The sequence below is a fragment of the Pseudomonas sp. MF7453 genome, assembly GCF_016405455.1.
GTDB lineage: Bacteria > Pseudomonadota > Gammaproteobacteria > Pseudomonadales > Pseudomonadaceae > Aquipseudomonas > Aquipseudomonas paralactis.
Genome location: NZ_JAEKCN010000016.1, coordinates 12,586 through 27,329 on the forward strand (window position 1 = coordinate 12,586; position 14,744 = coordinate 27,329).

General features: G+C 58.0%; 13 protein-coding genes and 1 pseudogene. 6 read left to right on the top strand and 8 right to left on the bottom strand.

The genetic code is table 11. The features are described from left to right. Window positions 1-43: 43 nt before the first annotated feature. The gene (locus tag JFT63_RS22785) at window positions 44-343 is read left to right on the top strand and encodes an ArsR/SmtB family transcription factor (protein WP_233102382.1); all 300 of its coding nucleotides are present in this window, start codon (window positions 44-46) and stop codon (window positions 341-343) included. Window positions 344-465: 122 nt separating this feature from the next. On the opposite strand, the gene JFT63_RS22790 is transcribed toward JFT63_RS22785, so the two are convergent. Together JFT63_RS22790 and JFT63_RS22795 are read right to left on the bottom strand one after the other, a co-directional pair. After that, window positions 466-1,494 (bottom strand): GGDEF domain-containing protein, encoded by a 1,029-nt coding sequence (locus tag JFT63_RS22790; RefSeq protein ID WP_198844829.1) that lies wholly within the window; start codon window positions 1,492-1,494, stop codon window positions 466-468. 2 nt (window positions 1,495-1,496) lie between these two features. Next, window positions 1,497-2,348 (bottom strand): hypothetical protein, encoded by an 852-nt coding sequence (locus JFT63_RS22795; protein WP_186561871.1) that lies wholly within the window; start codon window positions 2,346-2,348, stop codon window positions 1,497-1,499. A 332-nt stretch (window positions 2,349-2,680) separates the two neighbouring features. Between JFT63_RS22795 and JFT63_RS22800 the strand changes: the two genes are divergently transcribed. Beyond that, on the top strand, window positions 2,681-3,571 hold the full coding sequence (locus tag JFT63_RS22800) for a bestrophin family protein (protein WP_057704141.1): 891 nt from the start codon (window positions 2,681-2,683) through the stop codon (window positions 3,569-3,571). 84 nt (window positions 3,572-3,655) lie between these two features. Here JFT63_RS22800 and JFT63_RS22805 read toward each other — a convergent pair whose 3' ends face one another. Further along, window positions 3,656-3,865 (bottom strand): hypothetical protein, encoded by a 210-nt coding sequence (locus JFT63_RS22805; protein ID WP_157243940.1) that lies wholly within the window; start codon window positions 3,863-3,865, stop codon window positions 3,656-3,658. Window positions 3,866-4,146: 281 nt separating this feature from the next. Here JFT63_RS22805 and JFT63_RS22810 point away from each other — a divergent pair, with 281 nt between their 5' ends. Next, a complete protein-coding gene (locus JFT63_RS22810) occupies window positions 4,147-6,555 on the top strand; it encodes a glucose/quinate/shikimate family membrane-bound PQQ-dependent dehydrogenase (protein WP_198844830.1) in 2,409 nt (802 codons plus the stop codon). Window positions 6,556-6,611: 56 nt separating this feature from the next. Beyond that, window positions 6,612-7,856: a carbohydrate porin gene (locus JFT63_RS22815; protein WP_057704138.1), complete on the top strand. Its 1,245-nt coding sequence runs from the start codon at window positions 6,612-6,614 to the stop codon at window positions 7,854-7,856. Here the strand turns inward: JFT63_RS22815 and JFT63_RS22820 are convergent. From JFT63_RS22820 to JFT63_RS22840, 5 genes are all read right to left on the bottom strand, one after another. Then, window positions 7,853-9,028 (bottom strand): XylR family transcriptional regulator, encoded by a 1,176-nt coding sequence (locus JFT63_RS22820; RefSeq protein ID WP_198844831.1) that lies wholly within the window; start codon window positions 9,026-9,028, stop codon window positions 7,853-7,855. The genes JFT63_RS22815 and JFT63_RS22820 overlap by 4 nt on opposite strands. Window positions 9,029-9,222: 194 nt before the next feature. Then, window positions 9,223-9,612: a hypothetical protein gene (locus JFT63_RS22825; protein ID WP_057704136.1), complete on the bottom strand. Its 390-nt coding sequence runs from the start codon at window positions 9,610-9,612 to the stop codon at window positions 9,223-9,225. Between the two features lie 137 nt (window positions 9,613-9,749). Continuing rightward, on the bottom strand, window positions 9,750-10,139 hold the full coding sequence (locus JFT63_RS22830; RefSeq protein ID WP_057704135.1) for a hypothetical protein: 390 nt from the start codon (window positions 10,137-10,139) through the stop codon (window positions 9,750-9,752). Continuing rightward, window positions 10,136-11,548 carry a PAAR domain-containing protein gene (locus JFT63_RS22835; protein WP_057704134.1) on the bottom strand — a complete coding sequence of 471 codons (1,413 nt, stop codon included), beginning with the start codon at window positions 11,546-11,548 and terminating at the stop codon, window positions 10,136-10,138. The genes JFT63_RS22830 and JFT63_RS22835 overlap by 4 nt, the downstream gene beginning before the upstream one ends. 62 nt (window positions 11,549-11,610) lie before the next feature. After that, window positions 11,611-12,093 (bottom strand): hypothetical protein, encoded by a 483-nt coding sequence (locus tag JFT63_RS22840; protein WP_057704133.1) that lies wholly within the window; start codon window positions 12,091-12,093, stop codon window positions 11,611-11,613. Between the two features lie 213 nt (window positions 12,094-12,306). Here JFT63_RS22840 and xylA point away from each other — a divergent pair, with 213 nt between their 5' ends. Together xylA and xylF are read left to right on the top strand one after the other, a co-directional pair. Next, window positions 12,307-13,623, top strand: coding sequence for a xylose isomerase (gene xylA, locus JFT63_RS22845; protein WP_198844832.1), 1,317 nt, complete (start codon window positions 12,307-12,309; stop codon window positions 13,621-13,623). Window positions 13,624-13,690: 67 nt separating this feature from the next. After that, window positions 13,691-14,688 (top strand): annotated as a pseudogene (gene xylF, locus JFT63_RS22850) (D-xylose ABC transporter substrate-binding protein). Window positions 14,689-14,744 lie beyond the last annotated feature (56 nt).

Below are 14,744 nucleotides of genomic sequence, written 5' to 3' on the forward strand. Positions count from 1 at the left end.
GAACTATGGTATTGAACGCTACCCCCCTGTTATGATCCGCCCCATGCGAGCCTTCAAACACCCTACCCTGCAAGAATTAACGCTTGAGCGCGTGCTTTACGCCCTGAGCGACCCCGTGCGCCTGGACATCGTGCGCTGCCTGGCCGGCGTGGCCGAAGCCACCTGTGGTGAACTGGACGGCGGGCGGCCCAAGTCCAGCATGTCCCACCACTTCAGGGTGTTACGTGATGCCGGCCTGGTGCACACGCGCAATGTGGGCACCACCCATATGAACTCGTTGCGCCATGAAGAGCTGGAAAGCCGCTTTCCCGGCTTGCTGGCGAGTGTTCTCGCGCAATCCTAGCCGGGGCTTGGCCTGTGTAGGAGCGAGCTTGCTCGCGAAAAACGTCAACGATGACGCGTGCTTTCTGAATAAACGCGGCGCCTGTGGTTTCTTCGCGAGCAAGCTCGCTCCTACGGCCCTCCTCAGGACGCCACAGGTTGCAGCCGCCCGCCATTAATATGCACACAGTCCTTGCCATTGCGCTTGGCACCGTAGAGGTTTTTGTCCGCCATCTTGAGCACCGCCGATAGCTCGTCACCTGGTGTGAAGCGTGCCATGCCGGCACTGCAGGTGTAGTTGTGAGGCGCGGCGACACTTGAGCGTATGGCCTGCAACAAATCCAGCACGAAGTCGCGGGCGAAGCGCGGGTCATCGTCCTGCAACAACACACCGAACTCTTCCCCGCCGATCCTGCCAAAGCTGTGGCTGCCTTTAGCGTTTTTCAGGCACACGGCCATGGCTCGCAGAATCTTGTCACCGACATCGTGACCGTACAGGTCATTTTTTGCCTTGAAGCTGTCGATATCCAACATGATGAAGTAGCCAGCCTGGCCGCTGTCGAGCAACTGTTCGAAGCTTTGCATAAAGGCACGACGGTTAAGGATGGAGGTCAAGTAATCGGTCTCGGCCAAGGCGCGAAACTCGCTTTCCACCAACAACACCGAACGCAGGTTCTTCAAATACGAATAACTCAGGATAAAACCGATAGAGACCGACGATGCACAAAATATCAGCAGATAAGCCTGTGTCCCCGCATATGTATCGGCCTGCATCGGCGACCATAAGATGAGCCAGACCAACAGCGCGCCGACCAGATAGTCCTGAACACTGATAAACAAGATAGCGCTGCCGACCACCAGGGTGACGGCCAGGGGCAAACCGTAGATACGCAATTCCTGATTCAAGCCAATCACATAGGCAAACCCCACCGACAACATCACGATGTAGGTAACTCCCAGCACTCGCCACAACAGGAAGTTGGCGGTTCTGCAGTGAAACCGGCACACCAGCAACAAGCCAATGGTGACGCCCAACATCGACAGGTCGAACTGCATGGCCGGATGAATCAACCAAATACCGATCCAGGCAATGATCCCGATCCACTCCGCTTGCGTCACCGCAGGCGACAACAACCTGCGCATCCTGGGCCTTAACTTCAAGTTAGCAGGCATCCTTACGCTCCCATCTCAATAGCATGCAGGCCCAGCGCAAATGAAAAGGCCATAAAGCGTTTTACCAGGCTGACGAAGGGCGGCAGCACTTCCAACCGGGTCTTGGAGTGAGCTTTGAAATACCCCTTCTCGACGCCCTCCTGGACCATTCGAATAATGTGGGTCTTGGACACGGAAAGTTGCTTGGCCAAGGCCAGGTAGGACGATGACCGGAACGTGGCCCGGTCATTTTCCGGTGCGAAGGCATCGTTATAGATGGCCAACATCAACAGGTGCCCGGCGTCTCTTTTCACCAGCCAATAACACTCGGGTAGCAGAACATCCACCGTAAGATCGGCGTCGAGAATAATGGCAAAACCCTTGAAATAGAGCGACAGGAAGCCACGGTCATCCAACTCGCGCATTTGCCGGAAAATCGCCCTTTCAGGGTACAGCCGCGCCAATGACTCGGTGAGCGAGGTCAACATCAGACGCGCTTCACGACAGGCCTCATCCGACGGCGCGTAAACCCGGAAGCGACTGTCTTCCGGGTGCGGTGCAACCTCCATGAAGCCCAGCGCCCGCAATAACAGGAACATCGATTCCAGGCTGTTTTTCGAACAATACCTGCGCGTCACACACAGGGTTTTAACTTCCGACAATAACGGTACGGGCGTGGCGAAGTATTCACTCAATAACGCAAACGACACCATCAAACGGCTGTATTTAAGTGCACTCTTGTAGAAAAACGGCCTTCGGGAATAGGGCACGAGCAGCACGTGGTAATGCGCTCTCAGGCACGATTCAAAATCCTTATGACGTTCGAGCGCTTGCGCGGTATTACACATAGCCGACTTCAACGAACTGACACGCATGAAAGAGCCCTGATCATCCAACTTGATTCCACTGATCTCAGCTACGAAATCCCTGCAGCCCGGCCCCAAAACAAAATCACGTGGTAAACCCTGCGGTTAATGGCTTTTTGCCTCGAACGCAATGTACAGCGATTGCCGGACAAGACGTCATCAGTACCAAAGTTGTTCCAGATTCAAGTGGGCCTTGCGCACGCAGTTGCGCGTAACTTCCCGTTACATTCACCCAAGCCACTGACTCGCCGACGAATCGATTCAGCAAGCTGCGAACCTTTCTCCCTGAAGTGGCGTCGTAACAAAGCATTGTTGCCAACCGCCCGCCGCGAGGTTCTCGTTTGAAAGCTGCCCTCATGAAGAAATACCGTCTGATCATCAAGACCATGGGCTATGTAGGCTGGTCCCTGTTCTGGCTGTTGCTATGGGATGTGGCGGTCACTGTGGACTTCATGTTGTTTCTCACCACCAAGATCAACCTGCCGCTGATGCCCCTGACATTGCTGGGCTCGGCGCTGGTGGTATTAATCAGTTTTCGCAACAGCAGCGCGTACAACCGCTGGTGGGAGGCGCGCACGTTATGGGGGGCGATGGTCAATAATTCGCGCAGCTTTGCGCGCCAGGTGCTGACGCTGCTGGATGACCCCGACCGCGAAGTCAATCCGATCAAGTCCACGCTGCTGCGCCGCCATGTGGCCTATGTGAATTGCCTGGCCGCCCACCTCAAGGGCCAACCCTGCCCGGATGAAGTGCGCGCATTTATCCCCGCCGAGGAGTTCGCTCGCAATGGCGCCACCAACAATTTTGCCAATGACATCCTGACCGGTTCTGCGGCGTTGCTGGCCAGGGAATACAAGGCCGGCCACCTGGACAGCATTCGCCTGGCGCGGCTGGAGTCGACCCTGGTCGACCTGTCCAATGCCCAGGGCGGCATGGAGCGCATCGCCAATACGCCACTGCCCTACCCCTACGTGTATTTCCCGCGGCTGTTCATCTCGCTGTTCTGCCTGATCGTGCCGGTGGGCCTGGTGGAATCCCTCGGCTGGTTTACCCCGCTGGCTTCCACCGTGGTGGGCTTTATGCTGCTGGCCATCGAGCGTATCGGCACCGACCTGCAAAGCCCATTTCGCTCCAGCGAGCATCAGATCCAAATGGAGGCGATTTGCGAAACCATTGAGAAGAATCTGCAATCGATGCGCCGTGACGCACTGGCAGGCGATCAAATCGGTTGAGCACCCTTTCCCCCTGAAGTACTTGCCTTCACCCGAAAAATACGGCGAGGCGAGTGCAAGGGGACCTGAAACAAGGCACCCGCTTTATAGCGCTAGTCCACCAAGCTTGCCGTCGTTACGGGCAAACGTGACCTTGTCTCCCACTTTGAGATACGGATTGTGGTCAACAATGATAAGCACCTCTGCGGTTTCGTCGTCGGGCTTAATCCTCACATGATAACTGCTGAATTGCTGAAAGAAATATTCTTTGATCTCGGTAACTGTGCCGGGGTGCAGCGTAATTTTAATTGTCATGGTGTTAGGTCTCATCGTGAGTGGGGATATTTGTTCTGACACCATTGAACCCCTCTTTAAAACTCGCTTCTACTGTCAAGGTTCACAGGTATCACGAGCGCCGCACGGTGCGATTCTCCGTTTATTGCTTGGAGACGCTTCCCCCCAAGGAGGACGTTCTGCGCGACCTCTCCTCATCATCGCCGCACCTGTAAAAGACTATTACCAGGAACAATGTACTAACCAGTTACTTATCTTGCTAAAATCGCGTCTTTGCCCTCTCTCACTCGAGCCTATTCGACATGAAACGAGCATCGCGCGCCGCTGGCGTCTCTAGATTTCTACTCCTGGGCCTGGGCGTTGTCATCGCCCTGCTCGGCCTTGCGCTCGCCGTCGGCGGCGCCAAACTCGTGAGCCTGGGAGGCTCCTGGTACTTTCTGGCCGGTGGCGTGGTCATGGCGGTCTCCGGCCTGCTGATCGCTCGGCGCAAGCCTGCCGGTGCCTGGCTGTTTGCCGCGTTTCTGGCCGGTACCGCCGTATGGGCAGTAGCCGACGTGGGCCTGGTGTACTGGCCGCTGTTCTCGCGGCTGTTCATGTTCGCGGTAATCGGCGTGGTGGTGGCGCTGGTGTATCCGTTGCTGGCCGGCAAACCGGCGCGTGGCGCTTATGCGGTGGCGGCCTTGTTGGCCGTCGGCGTGGCGGTGGCGGCAGGCAATATGTTCGTCGCTCACCCAAGCGTGGCGCCGACCGGTGCCGGCCCTGGCATCACGCCGGTAGCCGAAGCCGAGGCACAGAAAGACTGGGCGCATTACGGTAACACCGAAGGCGGCAGCCGCTTCGCCGCGCTGGACCAGATCAATCGCGACAATATCGACAAACTCAAAGTCGCCTGGACCTACCACACCGGTGACGTGGCCCTCAGCGACGGCAACGGCGCAGAAGACCAGCTGACGCCCTTGCAGATCGGCAACAAAGTCTTCATCTGCACCCCACACAACAACCTGATCGCCCTGGACGCCGACACTGGCAAGGAGCTGTGGAAGAACGAGGTCAATGCCCAGTCGGCGGTGTGGCAACGTTGCCGTGGCATGGCCTACTTCGACGCCACCGCGCCGATTGCCCAACCGACCCAGCCCAACAGCTCGCCGATCATCGCCGCCAGCGTGCCTGCCGGTGCGCAGTGCCAGCGTCGCCTGCTGACCAACACCATTGATGCGCGCCTGATCGCCGTAGACGCCGACACCGGCAAGTTCTGCGAAGACTTCGGCACCCACGGCCTAGTGGATTTGAAGGCTGGCCTGGGTAATGTGCCGGACAGCTACTACCAACTGTCTTCGGCACCCTTGATCGCCGGCACCACCGTCGTCGTCGGTGGCCGTGTCGCCGACAACGTGCAGACCGATATGCCAGGCGGCGTGATTCGTGGTTTTGATGTAATCAGCGGCCAGATGCGTTGGGCGTTCGACCCAGGCAACCCTGAAGACAAGCAAGCGCCGGCCGCTGGCAGCACCTATGTGCGCAGCACCCCCAACAGCTGGGCGCCGATGTCTTACGACCCGCTGATGAACACCGTTTTCCTGCCGATGGGCAGCTCTTCCACTGACATTTACGGCGTGGAACGCACCCAACTGAACCATAAATATGGCGCCTCCGTGCTGGCGCTCGACGCGTCCACCGGCGCCGAAAAGTGGGTCTACCAGACCGTCCACAACGACCTGTGGGACTTCGACCTGCCGATGCAGCCGAGCCTGATCGACTTCACCCCGCCGGGCAGCGACAAGGCGGTACCGGCCGTGGTGATCGGCACCAAGGCCGGGCAGATCTACGTGCTCGACCGCGCCACCGGCAAGCCGCTGACCGACGTGCAGGAAGTACCGGTCAAAGCCGCGAACATTCCCAACGAACCCTACTCCCCAACCCAGCCAAAATCGGTGGGTATGCCGCAGATAGGCGCGCAGACCCTGACCGAGTCGGACATGTGGGGTGCCACGCCGTACGACCAACTGCTGTGCCGCATCGACTTCAAAGGCATGCGCTACGACGGCCTTTACACAGCGCCAGGCACCGATAAATCCCTGAGCTTCCCGGGTTCCCTGGGCGGCATGAACTGGGGCAGCATTTCCACCGACCCGGTACACGGTTTTATCTTCGTCAACGACATGCGCCTGGGCCTGTGGATCCAGATGATACCGTCGCAGAACAAGGCCCAGGCTTCTTCCGGGGGTGAAGCGCTGAACACCGGCATGGGCGCCGTGCCGCTCAAGGGCACGCCGTATGCGGTCAACAAGAACCGCTTCCTGTCGGTGGCCGGTATTCCATGCCAGGCACCGCCATTCGGCACCCTGACCGCCATCGACATGAAGACGCAAAAGGTCGCCTGGCAAGTGCCGGTGGGCACGGTTGAAGACACCGGCCCCCTGGGCATCCGCATGCACCTGCCGATCAAGGTCGGCCTGCCGACACTGGGCGGTACGCTGTCCACCCAAGGCGGCCTGATCTTTATCGCCGGCACCCAGGACTTCTACCTGCGCGCCTTCAACAGCGGTAACGGTGAAGAAATCTGGAAAGCCCGCCTGCCCGTCGGCAGCCAGGGTGGCCCGATGACCTACGTGTCGCCGAAAACCGGCAAGCAATACATCGTCGTCACCGCCGGCGGCGCGCGCCAGTCCACCGACCGTGGCGACTACGTGATCGCCTACGCCCTGCCGTAACTGCCCTCTGTTCGCGCGGTGCTCCCGCACCGCGCTTTGTGTTTGGAACCCCCCGCATGAACCCTACTTCTCATACGTCCCTTGGGCGCCTGGTGCTCGGCCTGGCGTTGACTGCCGCCCTGCCCGTTCAAGCCGACGACACCACCTTGACCGGCGACTGGGGCGGCCTGCGCCGGGAGCTTGACGCGCAAGGCATCCGCTTTACCGGCGACTACAGCGGCGAGACCGCCTACAACGCCCATGGCGGCCAACATCGCTCGGCGCGCTATTCGCAAAACCTCAAGCTTGGCGTGCAGTTCGACCTGGGCAAGCTCTACGGCTTCAACAACGGCGACCGCATTCAGTTGACCATCAACGACCGACGCGGCAACAGCGCTTCTGAAGACCTGGTGGGTAACCGCCTGCCGATCCAGGAAAACTACGGCGGCCTCTACACACGCCTCACCGAGTTGAGCTACGAACGCACCCTGTTCACCCCCGCGCTCAACGTCAAGCTCGGCTACATGGCCATGGGCAATGACCTCGGCGGGCTGGACAGCGGCATTTTGTGCAATTTCATGAACGCCGGTTTCTGCGGGCATCCGCTGAACATGTCGGGCGGCAGTGGCTGGGCCAACTACCCGAATGCGCACCTGGGCGCGCGGGTGAAATATGACTTTTCGCCAAACTGGCAACTGCGGGTGGCGGCGTTCAACGTCGACCCTTCCAGCAATGGCAACTCCAGCCGCGCCTGGCACCTGGGACCCAAGCACACCACCGGCACCGTGGTGCCCATCGAACTGATCTACAAACACACGGGCAACCTGCCGGGTGAATACAAGCTCGGTTATTACTACGACAGCTCCGATGTAAAACGCATTGGCAGCAACAAGGACGTCAGCGGGCGTGGCGGTCACTACCTGTTGATCGACCAGGCGGTGTGGGCCTCCCAAACCTCCCAGGGCCGCAGCCTGCACGCCTTCGGCCAATACTCCGCCGCCAGCGAAGCGGCTTCGCCGTTCACCAAGTGGTATGGCGCGGGGCTGGTGCTGTACAAACCGTTCGAAGGTCGCCCGCGGGATACCGTCGCCCTGGGTTATGGCCGTGCAGTGCCCAACCCGCGCAGCCGGGATAACGCGGATGCGGCCTACGCCAACCTGGACAACGCTGAACAGCTGATCGAACTCAGCTACGGCTACCAGGCCACGCCGTGGCTGACCCTGCGCCCGGATGTGCAATACATCATCGAGCCGGGGGCGTTTTCCGCACAGAACATCGACAACGCGCTGGTGCTCGGCTTGCAAGTCAAGGCGGTGTTCTAAGCGGTGTCCTGCTGGTATTGCCTGGGCGTACAACCGAACTCGCGACGAAACACCGTGTGCAGGTATTGCGCCGACTTGAACCCACAGTTCTGAGCAATATCGGCGATCGCCAGCGCTTGGTTCTCCAGGCCCTTGGCGGCCGCCGCGAGTTTGAAGCGCAGGATCTCGTCATGCACGCTGCACCCGCGCACCTTGCGAAAGTGCGCTTCCAATGACGAGCGTGAGACGCCGACATAGGCAGCGACCTGGTCGGTCTTGATCCCCTGGCACGCGTACTGGCGGATAAACAACAACGCCTGCATCACATAAGGGTTACCCAAAGGCTGATGCAGGCTGGAGGCTTGCACGTTGATCGCGTCCGGCGGCACCAGCACCTGCGTACCGGCACAGGGTTTGCCATGCAGCATCTGGTGCAGCAAGGCCGCAGCGGTACGGCCCATGGTCTCGGTGCCCTGGATCACCGAACTCAGCGGCACCCGCGTGAGGGTGCGAGTCAGCGGGTCGTTGTCGATACCGATCAACGCCACCTCCTCCGGCACCGCAATGCCCGCCGTCAGGCAGGCTTGCAACAACTGCCGGGCGCGGGCATCGGTGACCGCGATAATGCCGATGGGCTTGGGCAGGCTATGCAGCCAGGCAATCTGCTGCTCCACCGCGCTGTCCCACAACGGCGCACTGGTACCCAGGCCGCGATAGATTTCCACCGGCAATCCATCGCGTTGCACCAGGCCGCGAAAGGCTTTCTCACGCTCCTGCGCCCAGCGATTGGCCTGGGCCTCGGGCAGGCTGAAACAGGCAAACCGCGTCAGCCCGGCCTCGATCAGGTGTTCATAGGCCAGCTTTATCAAGGCGTGGTTATCGGTCGCCACATAGGGAATGCCTTTGGGGTACGCGCTGACGTCCTCATAAGACCCGCCCACCGCCACCACGGGTATCTGGCTCCCGGCCAGCGCCTCGCCAATCAGCGGGTCATCGAAGTCAGCAATGATGCCGTCTCCCTGCCAACGCTCGATACCGCGCAGGCGGCAGAGAAAATCCTCTTCCAGGAACAAGTCCCAGGATGCGCGGGTACTGCTCAGGTAATTGCCGATACCGGTGATGATGCCGCGGTCGTAGATTTTGCTGCCGTTGAAGAGCAAGGCGATGCGGTGCACGGGCGGTAGGGTTTTCATTGTTTTTGTCCTGGGGCCGGTGGGTGCAGATTAGGCGGGTGGGTCGGGGTTCTCAATGGGTAGGTGGGAGAATTGGCTAGCATAAACAGTGCCTCGATCTGAGGTTTACCTCGGCGTACCAACCGAAACCAATGATGCGGCAGGCTGAGGTTGGAAATGCCGAGGCTTTACAGTCATGTTTGTCGCTCTTCAAACTACCTTAACTTAAGCAGTGCAACACCGATTAACATCCAAATGAAGGCAATGATCATTATCTTCAAATTAACGGTGAGACGACGCTTTAAGTAAGGTGGAAAATTTTTCAGATCGACTGGGTCCAATTCTCCAAGAATGAGAGAAGCTTTTGGCCACATTATCATTCCAGTGATTTTCGACATTTCCAAGAGAGACCAAATCAAACCTCGTTTTCCGAGACTTGGGCCCCAGATATAAATATAACGGCTGTTCTTTAAAGCCTCTTTTATGGCATCCAAATGTCGATGGGTCAGGTAAAGGCTGTATGCAAGAGTCCAAGCTGCAAGCAGCATGGGGCCGCCCAGAAAAGCGATTGCAACCCACGGAGACCACGTGTCGATATTGCTCATGGTTGATTAAGCCGATAGCATTTCTCTCTAAATAGTTTCACCAATCACCTTCCAGGCGTACCAACCGAGATCTAATGACTTTCAGGCCACGACTGGGACGCCAATAACACTTACGGCCAAGGCCGTCACTACCCAAACTACCTATATTTCACCAGCAAGGCTGCAACTATTCCCCAAGTTAGGGCTGTGAAGGCCATGGTCGTAATGGTAGTAAGGTGTCGCTTCAAGTAAGGAGGAAAATTTTGAAGATCAATTGGATCCAGCTCCCCGTTTATAATAGAAGCCTTCGGCCACACCACCATTCCGGCAATTTTTGCCATTTCCAGTAGGGACCAAATTAAACCTCGCCTCCCCAAACTATTTCCCCAAATATAAATGTAGCGACTATTTTTTAAAGCTTCCTTGATAGCATCCAAGTGACGATGGGTCATGTACAGACTGTAAGCAAGACCAATTACGGAGAGCAGACCGGGACCTCCCGTGATAATGATCGCGACCCACCTTGGCCAAGTATCGATGCTGGTCATGGCTGTGTAGCCTCGTAAATCATTTCGCCTATGTATTCGCCACCTATACCACCGGCAGTAGTCCCCGCCCAAGCTCCGGCTCCGACTAAAGCTGCAACACAGACGACACCTCCGATACCACCTGTAGCTACGCCAATTCCCAGGCAGACTGGAGCACTGGCAGCACCCGCTGCCCAACCGCTGAAAACACCAAGAGCGGTGGATAAGCCGAACTTCCCCGCTTCCGTAAACTTGATCCTCTTGCACGCCTGCGCAGAGTCGCCGTTACACACTTGCTGAACAGCCAATAACGAAGACACCCCACCAAGGCCTATACCGATGTAACCACCTGCCTTCATATACTTCGTGGCACGACTAACAGCCTCCACGTGAGCCGCATACCCCGGAATCTGCCCCGGCCCGCCGGCCTTGTCCCAGTGATGCACCAGGCTGCGGCTGGAAATACCCAGGGCCGTTTTCAACTTCGGGTGATCGCCCAAAGTTGTCTGGCCGCGCAGGCGCGTGGAGTTAAGCAAATGGGCATCCAGCTGGTTCATCAGCCGCTGACGATCAGCAAAGAACTGCGGTGATCTAAGGTGGCCGTGCTGCCGATAGCTTTCCTGATGCAGGCGCTCCATCGCCTGGAGTGTGTCGCGCAGATTACTCAGGTGCTTCTCCATCACCACCGCACTCACGCCGAGCCAGGTTGAGGTATGGCCGATGAAACCGGCGATTTCGGCGCCGTGGCGAAACAGGAAGTCGGCCTCGTCTGGCGTCAAGGCATCCAGGGAGGCATCGACCTGCCGAGCGGCCTGCATCAATTGCGCTTCCTGATAGGTGCAGGAGGTATTGCTCGGATCGCTGAGCACGATCATCGAGCCGGCTTTGACGTGACTTGTATTGGGATTCAGTGATTGAAACTTGCGCATCACAGCCGGGTCACGAATCGGAAACAGCGTGGCCTCCAGTGCTTCGCGAGTCATGCTTTTGGGCACGATATAAAAACCTGGTTCCTGGCTCGAGAGGTTGTTAAATGCGGGCGGCGCCGAATGGCTTGTCGGTGTGTAAGCGTTTTGAGACGGCGCTGCCCGGTGAGTCGTTGGCCGGACCGGCTCGGCGGCTTGCCTGTTGGCACTCACCACCGAGCCACCTCTGCTGTGATACTTGGCTGAAAACACCGAAGGCACCAGCTCGGCTTTACAGGGACAGTCACTGTAGCTATCCAAGGTACCGGCCATAAGCCGGCCATGGCTATTCATGAAGGAAATGCCACCGACGATCCTATAAGTTTGGCCATCCTTGCCACAGGTAACTCGGTCACCTTCGCACGCATGGAAAAGGCCATGTATATTGATTCTTTTATCGCCGTCCAGCACTTCCCCGCCGCAGGTGGTTTTATCACCCAGGCCAATGAAATAACCTACGCTCATTGTTTTTTCCTTAATCTGTTCCGGACGTCCCGGCATATTTTCAACAGGGCATTGCGCCCCTGCTACTTCATAGACGGTAGAAAGTCTTCCGCCAGTGGAACGCCCTGACGTTCAATAAATATTGATGAGTCTTGAGGCGTATTAATAATCTGGTCGCCATTGCTGAGATAACTGCCTACCAGCGCGAGATGGCCATTATCTTCGCCCGATCCTGTCACGATAGGCGCTTGAGTGCCGTCGGCATATTCCACGTAATCACCCTTGTGTGCCGCACGTACTTGCGAGCCGTCGGCCAATCTAAACTCAAGCCCCGAAGCGCTTTTCTTGATGACACCACCGTTACGGGTCTGACTGCCTTCGGCGGCAATTCGGTAAATAGCAATAGGCGGGTGAGCGTTGCAATAAGCCTGCTGATCCTTAACGAGCTGCAAAGCGCGCTCATTGAAGTTGGATAACTGCTGCTCCGTAAAGGGTGATTTATTTAATTGATTGAGTAAGTCAGGCGTCATTTCATTGGTATATGGCGAAAAGTGCGTTGCGTTCATGATGTCCTCCTAATTGGTGGTCTTAGCTGACACCCGAACTTTGAAGAGGCATATCCCCACCGTAAAGTCAGACGTTTCCTTAAATCCTGTACTCCCTGAGCCGTTCTGAGCCCTTCACTCAAAATCGCACTACCCCTTGGTGATTTTCATAATCGGCACCCCAGGTGCCGTTGCTAGTATCCAGACACCGCCCAGAACAATAAGGAAACCGCCATGCCGTACTTCCCCGGTGTCGAGAAGGTTCGCTTCGAAGGCCCTGCCAGCGCATCCCCCCTCGCCTTTCGCCATTACGACGCCAACAAGCTGATCCTCGGTAAACCCATGCGTGAGCACCTGCGCATGGCCGCCTGTTACTGGCATACCTTTGTGTGGCCAGGGGCGGATATGTTTGGCATGGGTACGTTCAAGCGCCCATGGCAACGCAGTGGCGATCCGATGGAGCTGGCGATGGGCAAGGCGGAGGCGGCCTTCGAGTTTTTTTCCAAGCTGGGTATCGACTACTACAGCTTTCACGATACCGACGTCGCACCGGAGGGCAGCTCGCTCAAGGAATACCGCAACCATTTCGCACAGATGGTCGACCAGCTGGAGCGCCATCAGGAACAGACCGGCATCAAGCTGCTGTGGGGCACCGCCAATTGCTTCAGCAACCCGCGCTTTGCCGCCGGGGCCGCGAGCAACCCAGACCCAGAGGTATTTGCCTACGCCGCCGCCCAGGTGTTCAGCGCGATGAATGCCACGCTGCGCCTCAATGGCGCCAACTATGTGCTGTGGGGTGGCCGTGAGGGTTATGAAACCCTGCTCAACACCGACCTCAAGCGCGAGCGCGAACAACTCGGCCGGTTTATGCGCATGGTGGTGGAGCACAAGCACAAGATCGGCTTTACGGGTGACCTGTTGATCGAGCCCAAACCCCAGGAGCCGACCAAGCACCAGTACGACTACGACAGCGCCACGGTGTTCGGCTTCCTGCAGGAGTACGGCCTGGAGAAAGAAATCAAGGTGAACATCGAGGCCAACCACGCAACCCTGGCCGGGCACAGTTTTCATCATGAGATCGCCACCGCGGTATCGCTGGGGATCTTTGGCAGCATCGACGCCAACCGCGGCGACCCGCAGAACGGCTGGGACACTGACCAGTTCCCCAACAGCGTCGAAGAAATGACCCTGGCCACCTATGAAATCCTCAAGGCCGGCGGGTTCAAGAACGGCGGCTACAATTTCGACTCCAAGGTGCGCCGCCAGAGCCTGGACGAGGTGGACCTGTTCCACGGGCATGTGGCAGCCATGGATGTACTGGCGCTGGCCCTGGAACGTGCGGCGGCGATGGTGCAGAACGACACGTTGCAGCAGTTCAAGGACCAGCGTTACGCCGGGTGGAACCAGCCATTGGGCCAGGCGGTGCTGGCAGGTCAGTTCAGTCTGGAATCATTGGCTGAACATGCGTTTGCCCACGAGCTGAATCCGCAGGCCGTGAGTGGTCGACAGGAGATGCTTGAGGGCGTTGTGAATCGGTTTATCTACACCTGAGCGCCCTCGCCACAATGAGAGTCTTCACCTAGTGTCTTTTCCAACAACAATAAAAGGACGCACCACCATGAAGTCATTCAAGCGCACCCTGCTCGCCACTGCCCTGGCCCTGCTCGCCTTGCCGGTGATGGCCGATCCAGCCCATCCTAAAATCGGTTTCTCCATTGATGACTTGCGCCTGGAGCGCTGGTCCCGCGACCGCGATTACTTTGTTGCGGCGGCGGAAAAACTCGACGCCAAGGTGTTCGTACAGTCCGCCGATGCCAACGAGCAGAAGCAGATTTCCCAGATCGAAAACCTGATCTCCCGGGGCGTCGATGTGATTGTGATCGTGCCGTTCAACGCCACGGTGCTGACCAACGCCGTCGCCGAAGCCAAGAAGGCCGGGATCAAAGTGGTGTCTTACGATCGCCTGATCCTCAACGCAGACATCGACGCATACATCTCCTTCGATAATGAAAAAGTTGGCGAAATGCAGGCCAACGGCGTGCTGCAAGCGGCGCCCAAGGGCAATTACTTCCTGCTCGGCGGCGCACCGACGGACAACAACGCCAAGGTGCTGCGCGAAGGCCAAATGAAGGTGCTGCAACCGGCCATCGACAAGGGAGATATCAAGATTGTCGGCCAGCAGTGGGTCAAGGAGTGGAACCCTACCGAAGCCTTGAGCATTGTCGAAAACGCCCTGACCCGTAACGACAACAAGATCGACGCCATCGTCGCCTCCAACGACGCCACCGCCGGCGGCGCGATCCAGGCCCTGGCCGCACAGAAACTGGCGGGCAAGGTGCCGATCTCCGGCCAGGACGCTGACCTCGCGGCGATCAAACGCGTGATTGACGGCACCCAGACCATGACCGTCTCAAGCCGCTCAAGCTGATCGCCACCGAAGCCGCCAAGCTTTCGGTGCAACTGGCGCGCAGTGAAGAACCGACCTACAGCTCGCAGTACGACAACGGCAGCAAGAAAGTCGACACCATCCTGCTCACCCCGACGCCGCTGACCAAAGCCAATATCGATGTATTGGAAAAAGACGGTTTCTATACCAAAGAGCAGATCGGTCTGTAGGAGCGGGCTTGCCCGCGAAAAACGTTAACGATAACGCAGCGCTATCGGGCAACCCG

Coding starts and splice junctions, on each gene's coding strand:
- JFT63_RS22785 (WP_233102382.1), top strand. CDS start 44: ATGCGAGCCTTCAAACACCCTACCCTGCAAGAATTAACGCTTGAGCGC.
- JFT63_RS22790 (WP_198844829.1), bottom strand. CDS start 1,494: ATGCCTGCTAACTTGAAGTTAAGGCCCAGGATGCGCAGGTTGTTGTCG.
- JFT63_RS22795 (WP_186561871.1), bottom strand. CDS start 2,348: ATGCGTGTCAGTTCGTTGAAGTCGGCTATGTGTAATACCGCGCAAGCG.
- JFT63_RS22805 (WP_157243940.1), bottom strand. CDS start 3,865: ATGACAATTAAAATTACGCTGCACCCCGGCACAGTTACCGAGATCAAA.
- JFT63_RS22810 (WP_198844830.1), top strand. CDS start 4,147: ATGAAACGAGCATCGCGCGCCGCTGGCGTCTCTAGATTTCTACTCCTG.
- JFT63_RS22815 (WP_057704138.1), top strand. CDS start 6,612: ATGAACCCTACTTCTCATACGTCCCTTGGGCGCCTGGTGCTCGGCCTG.
- JFT63_RS22820 (WP_198844831.1), bottom strand. CDS start 9,028: ATGAAAACCCTACCGCCCGTGCACCGCATCGCCTTGCTCTTCAACGGC.
- JFT63_RS22825 (WP_057704136.1), bottom strand. CDS start 9,612: ATGAGCAATATCGACACGTGGTCTCCGTGGGTTGCAATCGCTTTTCTG.
- JFT63_RS22830 (WP_057704135.1), bottom strand. CDS start 10,139: ATGACCAGCATCGATACTTGGCCAAGGTGGGTCGCGATCATTATCACG.
- JFT63_RS22835 (WP_057704134.1), bottom strand. CDS start 11,548: ATGAGCGTAGGTTATTTCATTGGCCTGGGTGATAAAACCACCTGCGGC.
- JFT63_RS22840 (WP_057704133.1), bottom strand. CDS start 12,093: ATGAACGCAACGCACTTTTCGCCATATACCAATGAAATGACGCCTGAC.
- xylA (WP_198844832.1), top strand. CDS start 12,307: ATGCCGTACTTCCCCGGTGTCGAGAAGGTTCGCTTCGAAGGCCCTGCC.